This is a genomic window from Bacillus sp. CH_48, assembly GCF_038008465.1.
Lineage (GTDB): Bacteria > Bacillota > Bacilli > Bacillales > Bacillaceae_G > Bacillus_A > Bacillus_A thuringiensis_S.
This window is the reverse complement of the sequence record NZ_JBBOZF010000001.1, coordinates 3,890,427-3,908,317: the sequence shown is the minus strand read 5'-3', so window position 1 is coordinate 3,908,317 and position 17,891 is coordinate 3,890,427. Positions and strand designations below refer to the sequence as shown.

Sequence of the window (17,891 nt, the reverse complement as noted above, 5' to 3'; positions counted from 1 at the left end):
ACAATTCCTTACTACATAATATATAGTACAACTTTCATGCGTAAACACTTTACGTCAAACGAGAGAATCCTTTTTAGAAAGGAGAATTTAAAATCGATAATATAAGCAATGAATTTCTAAACCAATATTACAACAGCCTCGTGTGGTTAAACGATACACACTGGTTCGGAGTTCCAATCTGTAAACTTCCCTCTGACCTCTTTTTGTATCAAGAAATTATTTATGAATTAAAGCCCGATTTAATTATTGAATGCGGGACTTTTCACGGTGGTAGTGCACTGTATTTAGCTTCTATGTTAGATTTAATTGGAAAAGGTCACGTACTTACTATCGATATAACTCCGCAGCCAAATCGGCCATCACATAATCGGATTACGTATTTAACAGCCTCTTCTGTTTCTGTGCAGGCCGTCCAAACAATAGTAAGCATGCGCAAACCTGATGATGTGGTTTTAGTTATTTTAGATTCTGATCATAGTAAAGAGCATGTATCCAAAGAACTATTACTATATAAATCTATCGTCACTACTGGCAGTTATATGATTGTAGAAGATACCTCCATTAATGGAAATCCGCTTCTTCCCGATTGGGGTCCTGGTCCGATGGAGGCTGTGGATGAGTTTTTAACTAAAAATAATAACTTCATAATCGACGAGTCTAAACATAAATTTTTCATATCATTTAATCCAAAAGGTTTTTTAAAGAAAATAAAGTGAAACTTTAATAAGTGGGGTTTTGCTTCTCCCCCACTTATTCTATCATTTTCATTTTTGAAAAAGGATAATATACGAATTCCACCTTGCCAATTATGTTATCTTCTTCAATATATCCTAAGCCATTTCGACTATCTCTACTTACTTCGCGGTTATCTCCCATTACAAATAACTTATTTGGCGGAATTTTTGTCTTTTGAAAGTTATAAAACACTTGTGTGTTGTTAAATAAATCTTTGTTCGTATATGGTTCTTCTTGCTTTTTATCGTTCACATATACCTTTCCGTTCGTTATGTTAATTACATCACCCGGAAGCCCTATTACACGTTTCACATAATATTTCGATTCATCCGCTTCCTTTATAATAACAATTTCTCCGCGTTGTAAATTAGAAAGACGTACTACTGCTTTATTTACAAATACGTAATCTGCTTCATATAAAGTCGGCTGCATCGATTCCCCTTCCACTTTACATAAAGTAAAAGAATGGTAGCCTATTACCATCACCAATATAAATAGTATGTACTTTCCCCAGCCTCTCTTAATTTCCTTTTTCATATCCATTCCCACCTTATAAAGCGCTTTTTAACTCAAAAAATATATCACTGCACAATATGTTTCCATGCAGTGATACTATTTTTACTGTGCCTTGTTCGGTTGTTCTACTGGAATTGAATTTGTATTTGATCTATTTGTTTTTAATTCAAAATACGCATCCAAAATCTCTTTACCAATCGCAGAATTAATTCCTGATTTATCATCATTCACCCATGGTACAACAACTGAAAAAGCTACTTCCGGATCAGCATCATATGGTGCATAACCGGCAAGAGTTAAATTATAACATTTTTTTCGGTTGTTATTCTCATCTCTTCCAATATCACTTTCTCCACCATATACTGTCTCAGCTGTTCCTGTTTTTCCCGCTGGTTTATATGGTAAACCTTTAAACGTTCCGGTACCTGTTCCGTCAGCTTCTTGAAAAACTCTTCTAAACCCTTCTTTTACATGATTAATGTACGAAGTGTCCATATCCACTCGATTTAATACAACTGGTTCAATCGACCGAACGACTTTTCCTACATCCTCTGGTCTATTCGGTTGCTCTCTAACTTCTTGTACAATTTGTGGTTTCATTCGGTAACCGCCATTTGCAATTGTGGAAATATATTGAGCAAGCTGAAGCGGCGTGTATGTATCATACTGTCCAATCGCGTAATCAAGTAAAAATCCGGGTATGTTATCAGTTCTACCTACTTGACCGATTGCTTCATTTGGCAGATCAATACCAGTCGACACACCTAGGCCAAATTGTCTAAAATAGTAGCGCATTTTATTAAATGTTTCTTGTTTAATATCTAATGGATTATTTGGGACATAATTAATGCCTGCCATTTTTAAAGCTGTATTAAACATATAAACGTTTGATGAAACTTGTAAAGCTCTTAAATCATCAATATCCCCAAATTCTTTCCACGATTTCTTCGGCTTAGAACTTCCTTTAAAATACATTGGTGCATCAAAGAAATGTGTATATGGCTTAATCGCTTCTGTTTGATATCCAGCTAATAAAGTAGCACCTTTTACAGTTGATCCTAACTCATAAGAACTTGTCATCGTTCCTAATGCATAATCTTCTATTTGCATACCGCCATCTTTATTTACAATTTTCTTTCCTGCCATTGATAAAATTTGACCGTTTTTCGGATTCATCATTACTACGAACGCACGATCCATCATCGGCTCTGCAGCATGAAAAGCTCGTAAATTCTTTTCAAGGCTTCCCTCTACTTTTTTCTGTAAATCCATATCGACTGTTAACATTAAGTTATTTCCACTTTTTCCTTCGGTCACTTTTTCTGTTCGAACAATTTTCCCTGCTTTATCCATAATATTTTTAGACTGTTCTTTCGTTCCATGTAGTGCATCTTCGTATTGTTTTTCAATGTAACTTTTACCAATACGATCGTTTCGATTATAATCACGAACTAAATAATAATCTAATTGTTCTCTTGGCAACCCTTCATTTTCATTAGAAACGCTACCTAGTATAGAGCGCAGTATTTTATCATTTGGGTATTCTCGTTCCCAATCTACTGTCGTATCTACCCCCGGTAAACTTGCCAATCTTTCACTAACGACAGCATATTCATTTTGACTTACATCTTTTTTAACGATTTGCGGTGTCATTTTATATCCCGCATTCATTTTGCTTTTAATTACTAATACTTCTATATCTTCCTTTGAAAGCTCATTTAATTCTTCTTGTGTAATTCTTTCCCGGCGCAGTTCTTCTACTTTTTTATCTAATTCTTTTCCTTCTATTTCTTGCTTTCTAAATTTACTCTCATCTTCTTTCGTTACTTTCGCTGCTGCCCGCTTTTCATTTAACTGCATCCAAAAATCTTTCTTATCTGTCTCTGTTAACTTATCCATGTCCTCTTGCGACATTTCAATCAGCTTGGCTAAATCTCTTGCTACTTGTAAAACTTCTTTCGAGTCTACTCCTCTCATTTTCGTATATGTAACGGTTCGCAATGGTTTATTATTTACAATAACGTGACCTTGCCGATCAAACATTTTCCCTCTAGGAACGGGAGTGCTTACCGTTACATCTTCCTTTTTGTTTACTTCATTTCTATACGTTTCTCCATCAATGATTTGTACTTTACCTAATTGAATTATAATAGCTGAAAATAAAAGAAAGACAATAAAAAATAGTACATTTAACCGAAAAGGAATATGAGTCTTTTTCTTTTTCGATTGTTTCTTCTGCTCCTTTTTCTGTCTCATTTCGCTCCCTCGCTTCATTCTATTAACATTTCTACGCAAAATCATTATGTATCAAATTTATTTATATGATATATATAGAATTTTATATTAATTACAAAAGAAATAAAAGATTTAATTTTCAGTTTTTTAATTAATTATCCTATTTATTACCATTCCCTTAATGCACAATAACATGAATATTATTCTAAAAGAAAAATGGGGCAAATTGATTTTTATAAATTATAGAGATGTGGTTACTACATTATCAAAATGTTTTCATATGGCTTAAAACAGTGATTACTCAAATAAAAAACTGAGGCGGATACCTCAGTTTTTTCGATAACTTATTTCATTGAAGATAATCCTTCAACAAATTCACCAATTTTATTTTGAAAAACATAATCAAAGTTATATTCCTGTTCTGTTAACTCTTCATTTACTAAAATAGTTGTTGCTCCTACTTCCCTCTTTGCGATTTCCGGGAATGAAGCGACAGGTTGTACTTTTAATGACGTTCCCATAACGAGAAGTACATCTGTTTCATATAAACGTTTCATCGCATTTTGATATTGCGGCAGTGTATCTCCGTATAAAACAACGTCTGGATTTAAAATGAAATTACACTTCTGACAGCGCGGTACTTCATGATCAATCATATAATGTAAATCATAGCCTGATTTACATTTTGGACAATGTGCTGTTTGAAGTGTTCCATGTAAATCAATGACGTGCTTACTGCCACCTAATTGATGTAAACCGTCAATATTTTGCGTTAAAATCGTAATATCTTTCCCTTGTTCTTCTAGCTCAGCTAAAAAGCGATGGCCACGATTTGGTTTATATTGATGGAACGTATTAATTTGAAAGATTTCTTTATAATGCTTCCAAAATTCTTTCGGACTTCGGTTATAGTACCCTCTTGATAAGTACATCTCCACATTCGCATCAGCATACAATCCATTTGCTGAACGAAAATCTGGAATACCACTTTCCGTACTTGCACCAGCGCCTGTTAATACTGTAATTTTCTTCGCTTTTTCTAAAATTGAACGTACTTCTTCAAATTGTTGCACAAAAATCACCTCTATGTATATTCCTATACTTATTATACCAGTTGTTTACAGAAGGTGTTGTACAATTCGTTTTATTTAATGCGTCGCACCCCCAACCTCTACAATATCTACTTCAACTGTTGTCGTTACCTCAACTGCCAATTCGATCCCTTTACGAATAGTAGAAAGTGACATACTCGGTTGCCCTGGATATTTACTCGCTTGTTCTGGTAAGAACGGAATATGAATAAATCCGCCTTTTATTTTCTTATCACGCTTCTCTAGTTCATGCATGAGACCGTAGAATAAATGATTACAAACGAATGTACCTGCTGTTTGTGAAACGGAAGCTGGTATACCTTCTTCTTGCAGTCTTTTTACGATTGCTTTCATCGGAAGTGTAGACCAATAAGCAGCTGGTCCTTCTTCTGCAACTGGCACATCTATGGGCTGATTCCCTTCATTGTCAGCAATTCTTGCATCATCAACGTTAATTGCGACACGCTCTATCGTAATATCTGGTCTGCCCCCAGCTTGTCCGATACATATAATCATTTCAGGGTTTAGTTCTTCTATATATTCTTTTAATACTTTTATTGATTTATGAAATACCGTTGGGACTTGTTTGCTAATAATCGTGTACTCTCCAATTGTTTTTTCATGCAAACTTTTTGCTACTTCCCAAGCTGGGTTGATGCTTTCTCCGCCAAACGGATCAAATCCTGTTAATAATACTGTTTTCATAGTTTTCCCTCCTAATTAGAAACGATATACAAGGCCGTACATAATAAACATATTGATAATAAAGATTGAAAGAGCAATTGGTACTTGTGCTTTAATAACTGCATTTTTATCCTTTAGTTCTAACAGCATCGCCGGAACGATATTAAAGTTTGCTGCCATTGGCGTAAGTAGCGTTCCGCAATATCCAGCAAACATACCGAGTGCTGCCATAATTGCTGGATTCCCACCGTGCATTTGAACAATTAAAGGTAAACCAATTCCGCCAGTAATAACGGCAAACGCTGCGAATGCATTTCCCATTACGACTGTGAAAAGCATCATTCCTAAACAATACGCCATAACAGCAACGAACGGATACTCTGTCGGTAACACTTGTCCGACTAAATCTGAAACAACTTGTCCAACGCCAGACTTCGCGAATATACCGCCAAGTGCTGCTAACATTTGTGGTAAAATTACAGCCCAGCCGACAGCTTGCAATAGTCTGCTTCCTTCTTGTACAGGCGTTGTTATTTTTGATTTTGTAATACGCATCGCCGCAACGAATGCGAGTAATGCACCAAGCGCTAATGCAACTAATGTTACTTTATCTGGATCAACAAGAGAGACATTTCCCCATTTAATTTTCCCTAAGGTCAACGTACCGATAATTGTAAAAATAGGAATTAATAGTGCAGGCATAAAAATTTTATTTTTTAATTTCTCAGCATGTTTTACACGCTCTTGTACTGGAACTTCTTTTTCCTCTGATTTTGTTACTTTATTTAGCGAGGCTAAAACGACCATAGCGAGCACGATACAGCCAACGTAAAACGAAGGAATTACATTTCCGAATAAAAATGTAACTGCAAACAATGCCCAAAATAAACTAGAACCGAATCTGTTGGGATGTTCACAATCGAATGCGATACGAACAGCGATAAAAGCAACGATTATCCCTAATACATAATAGATTGTATCCATTGTGATGATGTTCATATTAGATTGCCTCCTTCTCTTCTTTTCCTTCTGCCTTCATTGTTTTCTCTATATATTTATCAAACCTTCTAAATCTAATCCAGCTTACAATAAGTGCAGATATTGCAGTTGGAATGCCCCAAAGTGCCATATCCCATACACCCACATGCATACCTACTGAATCGAAGAACCCTTTCATTAATAAAATAGCACCAGTTGCGATGAAAATATCTTCTCCGAAAAACCAAGCTGTATTTTCCGCAGCAGCTGCGTTTGCTTTAATCTTTTCTCTTAATTTTTCAGGAAGTTTACCGTATTTACCTTGCGCGGCCCCTTCTGCCATCGGTGCAACGAGCGGTCTTACCGTTTGTGCATGCCCACCAATATTAAGCCCTAGTGCTGCTGACGATTCTCTTATCGTAAAATATGACATTAATACTCTTCCAGTTGTTGCTCCTTTTGATTTCGTTATAAGTGCTTCTGCTCTTTCTTTTAAACCGTAACGCTCTAAAATTCCGATTACCGGTAAAGTTAATATAATTGGCATAGACATATATCTATTTTCTATGAAAAATTTACCGAACATGCTGATCACATCATAAAAACTTAATCCTGAAACCATCCCCGTAACAATACCTGCAACCATAACTACTAAAAGTGTATTTAATCTAAATAAAAAGCCCACTGCAACAAGTAGTATTCCGATTAATTTAATCATCCCAGCACTTCCCCCTATTTTTTATTTCGGTGCACAAATAGAAATACCATTACGTTCGAATATTCTGTATATTTTTCCCGCAAATTGTACTGCTTTTTCTCCATCACCGTGTAAACAAATCGTCTGCGCCTGAACTGCTACTTCCTCTCCATTGACCGAATTTACATAGCCTTCTTTCACCATTTGAAGCACTTGCTTTATCGCTTCGTCTTCATTTTTTATAAGTGCATTTTCTTCTGTACGGCTCGTTAACGTTCCATCTTGCTTATATGTACGATCCGCAAACGCTTCTTGTACGAGAGTTACATTGTATTTTTCTGCAGCCTGTATAAACGCCTCGCTATTTGCTAATCCGTAAAGCGATAGACTCGGATTCATATGATAAATTGCCTTAGCGATTGCATCTGCAATTTTCGAATCCGTTGCCGCCATATTATATAAGGCACCATGCGGCTTTACATGCTGCATTTTCCCGCCTGCCGCTTTTACAAATGCGTCTAATGCGCCGATTTGATATAAAACATAATCGTATACTTCACTTGCTGAAACATTCATGTTTCTTCTACCGAATCCAATTAAATCAGGAAATCCAGGATGCGCTCCTATCGCTACGTTATGCTCCAAAGCTTTTTCAACAGTTTGACGCATAACAGACGGATCACCCGCATGAAAACCGCAAGCAACGTTTATAGAGGAAACGAACGGAAGAATTTCATCATCATTCCCCATTTTATAAGCTCCAAAACTTTCTCCTAAATCACAGTTTAAATCGATTGTAGTCACAATGTATTCCTCCTAATTCCAGCTTCGTAAAGCGATGAATTTCTTTAATAGATTCATATTTACTTCCTGTTCTATGTACAATTGTTCCGCTTCTTCAAGCGTAATTTTCTCAAAAGAAACATAGTCCCCCGGCTTTAGCTGGGCAAGAAGAGGGAAATCTACTGAAATGATATTTCCCATTCTCGGATAGCCACCTGTCGTTTGCCTATCTGCCATTAATATAATCGGCTGTCCACCATTAGGAACTTGAATGGTTCCAAATGTAACAGGACTCGATAAAATCTCTTTTTCTTCAATCCTATTTAAAACTTCTCCCTCAACCCTATAGCCCATACGGTCAGCATAATTAGATACTTTATACTCTTTCGTAAAAAATGTCTTTCTACTTTCTTCTGTAAATTGATCGTATTCAAAGTCAGTTATGACACGAAGCTTAGGATGTTTCTTATATTTTGGTAGTACGCTGTTGCTAATTGCCCATTTCGTTTTTATTCGCTCATTTTTTTGTAAGTCTTGAATGAAACGATTCGCCATTTCTGGTTGTGCACCAATTTGGAAGTAGTCACCCTTGTTGAGCATTCTTCCTTCTATACCGCCAATCGCAGCACGTATGTACGTACTTTTACTTCCCATAGTGTGATCAATATGGATGCCACCCGCAAAAGTCACATACGCTCTGCAACCACTTTTCACTTTTCCAAAACAAAGCATACTACCTTCTTCCGCTAAAATGGGACGCCATAACGGGATACGTTCTCCATTCAGTAACGGTTCCATATCTGCTCCACCAATCGCAAGTAAAGTCGTTTTCTTTATTAACAATTTAGGTCCCATAATCGTCATTTCGAGTGCCGCTTCATTCTCTTCATTACCAACTAACATATTGATCATCCGAATTGCACTTTGATCCATAGCCCCGCCAACAGGTACACCATATTGTTGATAATAAGATCGCCCTAAATCTTGGACTGTTGTAAACATCCCTGCATGCAAAACCTCTACATCCATTTTTTAGCCCCCTCAAGCGATACGTACTCTTCCTTCGTTATTGGGATAAATCGTAAATACATACCACTTTGAATATATGTTGGTATTTCTTCGTTCGGATTAAATAGAGTAATAGGTGTTCGGCCGATAATATTCCATCCACCTGGTGTTTCAAGCGGATAAATACCTGTTTGATTTCCGCCAATACCTACTGAACCAGGAGAGATTTGTAATCGTGGCGTTTCTTTTCTAGGTGTTTCTAATTCTTTTGATAGTCCTCCTAAATACGGAAACCCTGGTGTAAAACCAAGCATATATACAAAATATGTAGTTTCACTATGTATTCGAATCACATCTTCTACTTGTAAACCTTTATAATGTGCAACCTCTTCTAAATCAGGTCCATATTCTCCCCCGTAGCACACTGGTATAGAAATATGTTTCACATCCTGTTTTACTTCTTCTTTATAAGAATCACACAGCTCCTTTATATACTGACGAACGTAATCATATGACCTTTCACTTCTCTCATTTCTCTTCCATACTTCATATGCATTGTAGTAAACAGCTAATGAAGTAAACGACGGAACGCACTCAATCATTCCTGCAAACGGCTGTTGCTGCAGTGCTTGAAATAACCACTGTACTTTCTCATATATATCCATCTTAATTTCTTCACCAAATGTAACAATAATTGCTTGATCCCCTAACGCAGAAAATTTCATCCTACTCCCTCTTTCTATGCCAAAAAGCCGAGTTCTTTCGAAATGCGATGCGCTGTTTCTTTCACCTTCGCAATAAAATATGAAATGTTACTTTCGCTGTACTCAATTGCTAATCCTGAAATACTAATGCCTGCTACAACCGTTCCATCGCTCGCAAAAATGGGTGCTGCTATCGCGGCTGTATGATTTTCCAACTCAGAATAACTAATTGTGTAGCCTTCCTTTTTTGCCATTTGCAACACTTCTAACAATTGTTTCTTATCCACGATTGTTCCATCTGCAAACTGTTTTAAATCCACTTCCTCTATGTATCTCCGTTTCTCTTCCTCAGAGAAATATGATAGTAAAATTCTTGGACATGCGCCAGCATAAAGTGGTGCTCTTCTTCCAACCGCCGTATACACGCGTACCGGCTGAACACCTTCCATCTTTTCAACATAAATTGCATCATTACCATCTTGAATTATTAAATTAACTGCCTGTCCTAAACTATCTCTAAGTTCTTTCATATAAGGAATTGCTATATTTCTTACTGATAACCGGTGTGAAACAAGTTGACCGAACCGTAAAAATACGACCCCTAAACGATATTTCCCCTTTTCGTTTTTTTGTAAAAACTCCATCTCTTCTAACGAGCCAATTAAACGATAAACAGATGTTTTCGGCATATTTGTAAGCTGAACCATCTCAGTTAAACTTAGCTCTTCATGCTCATAAAACAACTCTAAAATATCCATTGTCTTAACTGCCGTTTTATTTATACTCATTCTATCTCCCTTTCGTTCCGAATTACGGAACTTAAATTCCATTTTTCGAAACAAACATATAATTTAAAATTATAAAATATTCTTTCAATTCAATCAATAGATTTTAAGCAAATAAAAAAGTATGGAAGAATATCTCTCCCATACTTCACCACACTTTATAACGCTCTTACTTGTTTTAACGGCCAGAAAACAGCTTGTCCTTTTCCGACAATTTCATCTTCTGAAATAAAGCCAAACATGCGACCATCCTTAGAAACTTCACGATTATCCCCTAAAACAAATACTTGGCCTTCTGGCACTTTCGTTTTCCCTGTGATTTGTTCTAACGTAAAGTCTGGAGTTAATACACGGCCTACTGCTTTTTCTTTAAACTGTTTTAAATATGGTTCTTCCATCGCTTTGCCGTTTACATATAAAACATCATTTTTATACTCAACTGTATCGCCTGGCAAACCAATTACTCGTTTTACTAAATCGTACCCTTCTTTTCCGTGGAAGACGATAATATCAAAGCGATCTAATCCACTTATACTATAACCAATCTTATTCACGAGAACTCGTTCGTTATTTTCTAAAGTGGGCATCATCGATTCACCTTGTACTAAAGAAGGTGTAAATAAAACGCCGCGAATAATAGCAATTAATACAAGGGTAAACCCTATCGTTTTAGCCCAAGAGAATAATTCTTTCTTCGTATTTTCCTTCATCGTTTCTCCTCTTTCTTAAGCACTTATTTTATTATTTCAACTAGTTCTTGTACTACATTAGGATCTATTTCAGAAAAACATGATTTTGCTTCTCTTACCGCTGTACCGACATGTGCTTGCGAAATTCCAGTTTCATCTAGCAATCGCTTTATATTTTCTTTCGTCACGCCAGCTCCAGCTACAAGCTGAATTTGACCATCACTTACTTTTTGCATTTCTGTAAGCACCGGAATATTGTCTACAATATCTCCTTGTCCACCTGAAGTTAAAACGTGAGTTACTTTATGAAACTTCTTTAAAGTTCTCATCGCTTCTACTGGATTTTCTATATCATCTATCGCACGGTGGTACGTTACATTCATTCCATCTACAACAGATAGTAAATCCGCTAATTTCTCTTCATCTACTTCATTTTGTTCGTTTAATACGCCTAATACTACACCAGCTGCTCCTAACTTCTGCGCAACTATAATATCTTCTTTCATCATTTCAATTTCTTCTTCCGTATATGTAAAAGACTTCGCATGCGGACGAATCATAACATGAATTGGTATACTCACCGCTTCTACCGCTTTTTTTATAAAAGCATAACTTGGTGTTAAACCACCTTCTGTATAAGATGAAATTAATTCAATCCGCTTCCCGCCAGCACTTTCAATTCTTTTTACATCTTCTAAACATGTTGCAATAACCTCTAGCATGAGATGACCTCTTTTCGTGCTTTTTTCTTATTATAACATTAGTAAAAATAAGAAGCCTAGCTTTCTCCTTTAAAACTTAAAAAAGAAGAATGAAAAGAAAGATTTTTTATTGGCAACGATTATTGGTAACATCCTATTATTCATGTACACTCCTACCATAATGAAAAAGCCCGTCATTTTGACGGACTTTTCTAATTTCAAGCTTTTCTTTCCTCAGTTTTCATATCAATGCCTAATTGATCTTCCAATAACTTTACACCTTTCTTTGTAAGATGGACAGCTCGGTTCTTATCCGTTTTCGTAATCCATCCTTGTTCAAAAAGCAGTTTTGCAATTGCAGACCCTAGCCAACCAGAAATATGGTAACGCCGTTCACTCCAATCAAGGCAAGGTTTTGCAAATACCCTCCTTTTTGTATCTTCCTCATCAACATTTATTCCAAAATTCAGAAACCATTGTTTACCTTGTTCTGTTACAATGTATTCTCCATCCTCTAAAATTATAAATTTCCTATCTAGTAATTTTCCAGTTATCTCTACACCGAGTTTGCCTGCAAGATGATCATAACAAGTTCGAGCATAACGAATTTGTTTTAGTTGACCTGATTGTTTTAAAGAGCGAACTTGAACTGTTGGTGCGATTGTCTCTAACTTTTCAAGCACTTCTGCAACTTCTTGATTAGCAAGTCGATAGTAACGATGTCTACCATGTTGTTCAACTGTAAGTAGATTCCCCTCTACTAATTTAGAAAGATGAGAACTAATTGTTGGATGTGACACTTTTGCCATATAAGCCAATTCGCTAGCAGGTAGTGCCTGATTATTCATTAGACAATCTAAGATGATTGCTCTTGTAGGTTCAGCAATTAGTTTAGCTATATATGAGATATTCGGATATACATTCATATTTCGATGATACCCTAACTGTTAAATTGATACAATTATTTTAAGTTTAATAGTAAAGAAGAATTTATTATGAATGCAATTGATCTTAGTATATTAAATTTGAAAGAGACGAGAAGGCGCTCAGAAAAATTATGGAATTCTCTTCCCGATAATTTTCTTAATTGGAGGCCTGATAATGAGGCTATTTCTTTTGGTGAGATGATTCGTCACGTATGGAGCTCAATTTTTTACTATCATATGATTTTAAAAAACAACGGCTCAATAAATGATATACATTTCCCGTATGATGAAGAGCCAATTACTTGTGTAAAAAAGGAAATTGAATTGGCACAATCATACTTTACTGACTTCATAGAGTATGTTCAATCCATAAACATAGCAGAGCTAGATTCAACCCTTATCGATCGAAGCGATGTTGGCTATCAAAGATATTTAGGAGACATGCTATTACGAATTGCCTATCATGATGCGGTCCATGCAGGTCAATTTTTACAATATTTACGAATGATAAACTTAGAAAGACCATTAATTTGGGATTAAATACGAAAAATGTTTATACAGCCTTCAAACTGGCATTACAACAAGAATTTTTCAACAAGAAACAATCACAAAACCATGATAATCATTTATATTAAAAACCTACATCTCACCCAAGTACTTCATACACATAAAAAGCACGGATTTGATCACTAATCAAACCCGTGCTTTCAAAACAACTATTTTATCCATAAACAATAAAATATAAGCTTTAAAAACTACGACCGAAACGCCGCATCCGCCAGCATAGACAATGTTGCATCATCCATCGGCGGATTGTGTAATCCTGCTCTGACGTTTAAATAGTAACGATGGAGCGGATTTTTTTCTGATAAACTTTTTGCTCCTACGATGCGCATTGATTTATCCACTATGGATATCGCCGCATTTGTTACGGCGTATTTCACGGCTGCTAATTCTGCTTGCAGTGACAGTTTATCTTCTGCCTCATCGTATTTTTTCGCAATTTGATATAAAAAGACGCGAGCTTGCATAAGCTCGAGTTCTAATTCTCCAACTAATCTTCTAACATTCGGTAATAAACTAATAGAATGGTTTAAACTATTTGGTTTGTATGATCCCGCAAACTGAACTGCATAATTTCTTGCTGATTGTGCAATTCCTAAATAACATGCTGGTATATGTAGCAACCAGCCAATACCCTTTTGTTTCACTTTCCCGCCTTTTACATCCGTAAAAAAGCGGTTGTCTATCTCTACATTTTGTAAGACAAGGTCGTGGCTAGCAGTCCCTCGCATTGCAACGCTATCCCACGTTTCTTCAATGGATACACCGAGCGTATTTCTTGGAATGACAAACTCACCAACTTCTTCTTGGCCTTCCATACTTGCTGAAATAATAAAATAATCAAGTACTGGCGCCATTGTTGTAAAAGTTTTTCTTCCATTTATAATCCACTTCTCGCCTTGTTGAATCGCTATTGTTTCTGGCTTACCACCACGCGTCGGACTCCCTGTTTTTGGCTCTGTTGCTGCCCTGTTAAAGAGCGCACCATTGCTTACTTCTTCGCAAAACCATTTGAACACATCATCATCCCAAGAGCGATTTTCCGCTAATTCTTTCACAATGCCAAGATGCCAGCCAATCGATAATGCAGTAGCTCCGCAGCCTTCCGCGATTTTTTCTTGAAATAAAACGAAGTCATATAAAGAAATCGCACTACCACCAAATTCCTTCGGTAACGTTAATTTCGTATATCCGATATCTTTCAAATCATTTATATTTTCATACGGAAATGATCCTAATTCACTTAGTTGATGCTCCCTTTCCATGAACTTCGGAATCAATTTATTTATTTTCTCAATAATTAAAGACTGTTCTTCTGTTTCAACAAATGAGAGTGCCATACTATAATCTCCTTTATCCCGCATTAACGGGCAGTAAAACTCCCACCTAAAAATTCAGGTGAAGCAAAGGAAGTTAGGCGGGAGATCAACTGCCCGTAAACGCCCGATTGGTTCAACTAATAATCAGTGGGAAACCCACCCACTGATTAAAGTTTCACTTTATGCTCGATTCATAAACCGTTCATTTTGTCATTATGATTATATGAAGCTACCTCTCTATTGTTTCACTATTCCGATAAAAATACAATGTTTTTGACTAATAAGAAAAGTTCCTATTTAAGGATAGATCCTTTTCTTATATTAGTCCCCCTTCAATGCTTTTAACGGCAAAGAGGTTACATATCCAATATACGAGAATAATTCTTTAAAGAAGAATGGTATTTCTGTATCTAACGTTTTATATGCTGATGTCGGCGTTGGTGAAGCATATGCTTCAATATTAATATGTTTTGCGATTCTCATTGCGCGTTTCATATGAAGTGGATCACTTACAATCGTGTATGTGTGTATTCCGTTCTCTATTCCAACTTGCTTCGCATTCTTTAAATTTTCTTCAGTGAAAAGGGATTTTGTTTCAATTAAAATATCTTCCTCTTTTACACCTTGTTTCATTGCATATACTCTTGCAGTACGTGCTTCCTCAAGTTCTGCCTCGAACTTTGTACCACCTGTAAAAATAATCTTTTTAATATTTCCGTTCCTATATAAAGAAATCGCATGATTAATTCTTTCTTTAAATACAGGAGATGGTTTTCCGTTCCATGAAGCTGCGCCTAGTACGATACCAGCATCCGTTTTCACGTCATCATTTGCTTTAAAACGATAACTCCAAATATCGTAAGCTGCATAACTTACATATAAAATAGCAGAACAAATCATTAGTAAAAATACTTGAAAGATTCGTCTTTTCTTACTCTTCTTATTTTCTTTCATTTGTAATTGCCTCCGTACATCATCCATACTTCTATAAAAAACATTTATATCAAATCGTTTTGTTTGAGTTTATTTAAAAGAAGGAACTTTACTTGTTATTTATATATAAAAGGGTTTTCATTTAAAATTGAGGATTATCAATTCATTTTCATTTGCGGTTTTCATTACATTTTTTTAAATTCATAAGTTTATTACCATACAACTACATTGTAACGAATTTTTTCTCAGAAGGGAACGATGAAACAAAAGGAATTAAAATAAAGTAGCATTTTGTAAGAAAAAAGGTATATTTTTCATACCTCACGAACAATATACCTTTCAAAACACGAATTATACCTTTTCTTTATATAACTCTAATTTTTCTAACAATTGTTCTTTTACGCCTGGCCATTCACTCGAGATAATACTGTACACCACCGCATCTCTCACATAACCATTCGGTAATTTTCTTTCATTTCTAAGCACACCCTCTTTTACTGCGCCTAACCTTTCAATTGCTCGTTGTGCTTTTTCATTTCTTGCATCCGTCTTAATTTGTACCCTAAGCATATGCAGTTTTTCAAAAGCATACTGGAGAAGCATATACTTACACTCTGTATTTATACTCGTACGTTGCACACTCGGATGATACCACGTTTGCCCTAACTCAACTGTCTTATCTTCTACTGAAATATTATATAAACGTGTACTTCCTACAATCTTATTCGTCTGTTGATCTACGACTACCAAAGGTATTTGAGTACCTCTTCCGTAACCCTTTATCGCTTTTTGAACGTATTGTTGCATATCTTGCACACTATCCATTTTAGAGATTAAATACGCCCAAATATCCCGATTTCCTTCTACAATCGAAAACAAAGTTTCGACATCAGTATTATCCATTAACCGCAACTTTGCTCTTTCGTGAATAATTTCCATTTGTAAGCCCCCTTTGTTGTTACTATAACATACCATCAATATCGTTTTATTAATATATAAAAATATTTTTTTGTAAACGTGTAGTACATCTAAAAATAAAAAATGCGATGCCTTTATTCAAGCATCGCACTTATAATTTCGCACTACCTACGATTTTACAATAAATATTCATTTACACAAGTTAGTAAACGTCATATATTTAGAACTTACATTCTAGTTCAAAGCAACAAATAAGCAATCGGCGTAATGATAAGCAACGTTAAAATCGTTCTCTGCACATACAGAATAATAAGTTCAGATACTTTTAACGGAATATCTGTTGATAATATACAAGGAATGGAAGCGGAGAAAAACAGTATAGATGATACGGAAACAACTGCAATGACAAACTTTGTCACAAGTGGCGCACTTACAACTAATAATGACGGTAAAAACATTTCTGCAATACCAACTGATGCGGCTTTAGCGGCTAAGTCTGCTTCTGGTAATTGTAATAGCCATGTAAACGGATAGAAAATATAACTGATCCAATCAAATATTGGCGTAAACTTCGCTAAGACGATACCAATTAATCCTACTGACATAATGGATGGTAAAATTCCCATCGTCATAATAAATCCGTCTTTTAAATTCACTGCAATATTTTTCATAATGCTCGGTGCAGACTTTGATACTTCTAACGCATCTTCCCAAGCACATTCTAACATTTTCTCTTTATAAACAGGCTCTGGGAACCCTTCTTCTGTTACATATGTATCTGGTTTTCTACTGAGGGGCGGGATTCTTACGGTGATAGCAGTCACGATGAATGTTACAACAAGCGTAGTCCAAAAATAAACATTCCATAAATGCATAATATCTAATGTTTTTGCGATGATGATCATAAATGTAGCGGATACTGTAGAAAATCCTGTAGCGATAATCGCCGCTTCTTTTGTGGTATACTTTCCTTCTTTATACACGCGATTCGTAATAAGGAGAGCAAGCGAATAACTTCCAACGAAGGACGCAACTGCATCGATTGCCGATCTCCCCGGCGTATTCCATAATGGCCTCATAATCGGACGACAAAATGTACCGATAAATTCAAGCAATCCATATCCGACTAATAACGCTAAAAACGCCGAGCCAATTGGAACGAGCAAACTTACTGATATGACTAGCTTCTCATACAAAAACGGTCCAACATCTGGCGCAAAGAACCAAGCTGGTCCTACTTTTAAACAATATAATATGCCAAAAACAACGCCAACTACTTTTAAAATAGAAAAACAAATGTCTACGATAGATGCATTCCATTTCTTCGTATAAAATGGATAAATCGCACCAATTGCCATAACAAATAATGCATAATAAGGTACTACGTCAGGAACCGAAGCCCTAATCCACGATACGATATGATCAATCATAATAGACGATGCACCGTTTATCGTAACAGGAACGAAAAACATAAACACTCCAACGAGACTAGCAAGTATAAACCGGAGAATAATCCCCTTCTCTCGCCCTGCCTTAATTATATTGCTCTTTAATTCAATTTCACTCAAAATTCGACACCTCCTATTATCTAAATATTCTGCATAATTATGTTATATTCCTTCTTT

19 protein-coding genes are annotated in these 17,891 nt (G+C 35.9%); 2 read left to right on the top strand and 17 right to left on the bottom strand.

Annotation, left to right across the window (positions count from 1 at the left end; all coding sequences use genetic code 11):
* Window positions 1-92: 92 nt before the first annotated feature.
* The gene (locus tag N2V92_RS19565; RefSeq protein WP_265736909.1) at window positions 93-716 is read left to right on the top strand and encodes a cephalosporin hydroxylase family protein; all 624 of its coding nucleotides are present in this window, start codon (window positions 93-95) and stop codon (window positions 714-716) included.
* Window positions 717-750: 34 nt separating this feature from the next.
* Here the strand turns inward: N2V92_RS19565 and lepB (N2V92_RS19560) are convergent, their stop codons facing one another.
* The 13 genes from lepB (N2V92_RS19560) to N2V92_RS19500 all read right to left on the bottom strand — a co-directional run bounded on the left by lepB (N2V92_RS19560) (window position 751) and on the right by N2V92_RS19500 (window position 12,532).
* On the bottom strand, window positions 751-1,272 hold the full coding sequence (gene lepB / locus N2V92_RS19560) for a signal peptidase I (protein WP_000711484.1): 522 nt from the start codon (window positions 1,270-1,272) through the stop codon (window positions 751-753).
* A gap of 81 nt (window positions 1,273-1,353) precedes the next feature.
* Entirely contained in the window at window positions 1,354-3,507 is a 2,154-nt protein-coding gene (locus N2V92_RS19555) for a peptidoglycan D,D-transpeptidase FtsI family protein (RefSeq protein ID WP_001249189.1), read from the bottom strand.
* A 323-nt stretch (window positions 3,508-3,830) separates the two neighbouring features.
* Window positions 3,831-4,559: an NAD-dependent protein deacylase gene (locus tag N2V92_RS19550; RefSeq protein ID WP_042598214.1), complete on the bottom strand. Its 729-nt coding sequence runs from the start codon at window positions 4,557-4,559 to the stop codon at window positions 3,831-3,833.
* Between the two features lie 75 nt (window positions 4,560-4,634).
* Window positions 4,635-5,282: a pyroglutamyl-peptidase I gene (gene pcp, locus N2V92_RS19545; RefSeq protein WP_000859749.1), complete on the bottom strand. Its 648-nt coding sequence runs from the start codon at window positions 5,280-5,282 to the stop codon at window positions 4,635-4,637.
* Between the two features lie 15 nt (window positions 5,283-5,297).
* Entirely contained in the window at window positions 5,298-6,260 is a 963-nt protein-coding gene (locus N2V92_RS19540) for a DUF979 domain-containing protein (RefSeq protein WP_042598216.1), read from the bottom strand.
* Between the two features lies 1 nt (window position 6,261).
* The gene (locus N2V92_RS19535) at window positions 6,262-6,957 is read right to left on the bottom strand and encodes a DUF969 domain-containing protein (RefSeq protein ID WP_000593392.1); all 696 of its coding nucleotides are present in this window, start codon (window positions 6,955-6,957) and stop codon (window positions 6,262-6,264) included.
* A 21-nt stretch (window positions 6,958-6,978) separates the two neighbouring features.
* Window positions 6,979-7,740 (bottom strand): 5-oxoprolinase subunit PxpA, encoded by a 762-nt coding sequence (gene pxpA / locus N2V92_RS19530; RefSeq protein WP_000207324.1) that lies wholly within the window; start codon window positions 7,738-7,740, stop codon window positions 6,979-6,981.
* Window positions 7,741-7,752: 12 nt separating this feature from the next.
* Window positions 7,753-8,748 (bottom strand): 5-oxoprolinase subunit C family protein, encoded by a 996-nt coding sequence (locus N2V92_RS19525; protein ID WP_000382259.1) that lies wholly within the window; start codon window positions 8,746-8,748, stop codon window positions 7,753-7,755.
* A complete protein-coding gene (gene pxpB / locus N2V92_RS19520) occupies window positions 8,739-9,452 on the bottom strand; it encodes a 5-oxoprolinase subunit PxpB (RefSeq protein WP_000672272.1) in 714 nt (237 codons plus the stop codon). The genes N2V92_RS19525 and pxpB overlap by 10 nt, the downstream gene beginning before the upstream one ends.
* Before the next feature lie 14 nt (window positions 9,453-9,466).
* Complete coding sequence (locus N2V92_RS19515; RefSeq protein ID WP_000026362.1) at window positions 9,467-10,219, bottom strand: IclR family transcriptional regulator; 753 nt, start codon at window positions 10,217-10,219, stop codon at window positions 9,467-9,469.
* Between the two features lie 155 nt (window positions 10,220-10,374).
* On the bottom strand, window positions 10,375-10,926 hold the full coding sequence (gene lepB, locus N2V92_RS19510; protein WP_000662490.1) for a signal peptidase I: 552 nt from the start codon (window positions 10,924-10,926) through the stop codon (window positions 10,375-10,377).
* Between the two features lie 23 nt (window positions 10,927-10,949).
* On the bottom strand, window positions 10,950-11,627 hold the full coding sequence (locus N2V92_RS19505; RefSeq protein WP_000895107.1) for a copper homeostasis protein CutC: 678 nt from the start codon (window positions 11,625-11,627) through the stop codon (window positions 10,950-10,952).
* A gap of 197 nt (window positions 11,628-11,824) precedes the next feature.
* Window positions 11,825-12,532, bottom strand: coding sequence for an ArsR/SmtB family transcription factor (locus N2V92_RS19500; RefSeq protein WP_042598219.1), 708 nt, complete (start codon window positions 12,530-12,532; stop codon window positions 11,825-11,827).
* Window positions 12,533-12,601: 69 nt separating this feature from the next.
* Here N2V92_RS19500 and N2V92_RS19495 point away from each other — a divergent pair, with 69 nt between their 5' ends.
* Window positions 12,602-13,072: a DinB family protein gene (locus tag N2V92_RS19495; RefSeq protein ID WP_042598221.1), complete on the top strand. Its 471-nt coding sequence runs from the start codon at window positions 12,602-12,604 to the stop codon at window positions 13,070-13,072.
* 215 nt (window positions 13,073-13,287) lie between these two features.
* Here N2V92_RS19495 and N2V92_RS19490 read toward each other — a convergent pair whose 3' ends face one another.
* From N2V92_RS19490 to N2V92_RS19475, 4 genes are all read right to left on the bottom strand, one after another.
* Window positions 13,288-14,436: an acyl-CoA dehydrogenase family protein gene (locus N2V92_RS19490; RefSeq protein WP_042598222.1), complete on the bottom strand. Its 1,149-nt coding sequence runs from the start codon at window positions 14,434-14,436 to the stop codon at window positions 13,288-13,290.
* Window positions 14,437-14,736: 300 nt separating this feature from the next.
* Window positions 14,737-15,369, bottom strand: a complete 633-nt coding sequence (locus tag N2V92_RS19485; RefSeq protein WP_000662217.1) for a YdcF family protein — start codon at window positions 15,367-15,369, stop codon at window positions 14,737-14,739.
* A gap of 330 nt (window positions 15,370-15,699) precedes the next feature.
* Window positions 15,700-16,287, bottom strand: a complete 588-nt coding sequence (locus N2V92_RS19480; protein ID WP_000402590.1) for a GNAT family N-acetyltransferase — start codon at window positions 16,285-16,287, stop codon at window positions 15,700-15,702.
* Window positions 16,288-16,505: 218 nt separating this feature from the next.
* Window positions 16,506-17,834 (bottom strand): YjiH family protein, encoded by a 1,329-nt coding sequence (locus tag N2V92_RS19475; protein WP_001289409.1) that lies wholly within the window; start codon window positions 17,832-17,834, stop codon window positions 16,506-16,508.
* Window positions 17,835-17,891 lie beyond the last annotated feature (57 nt).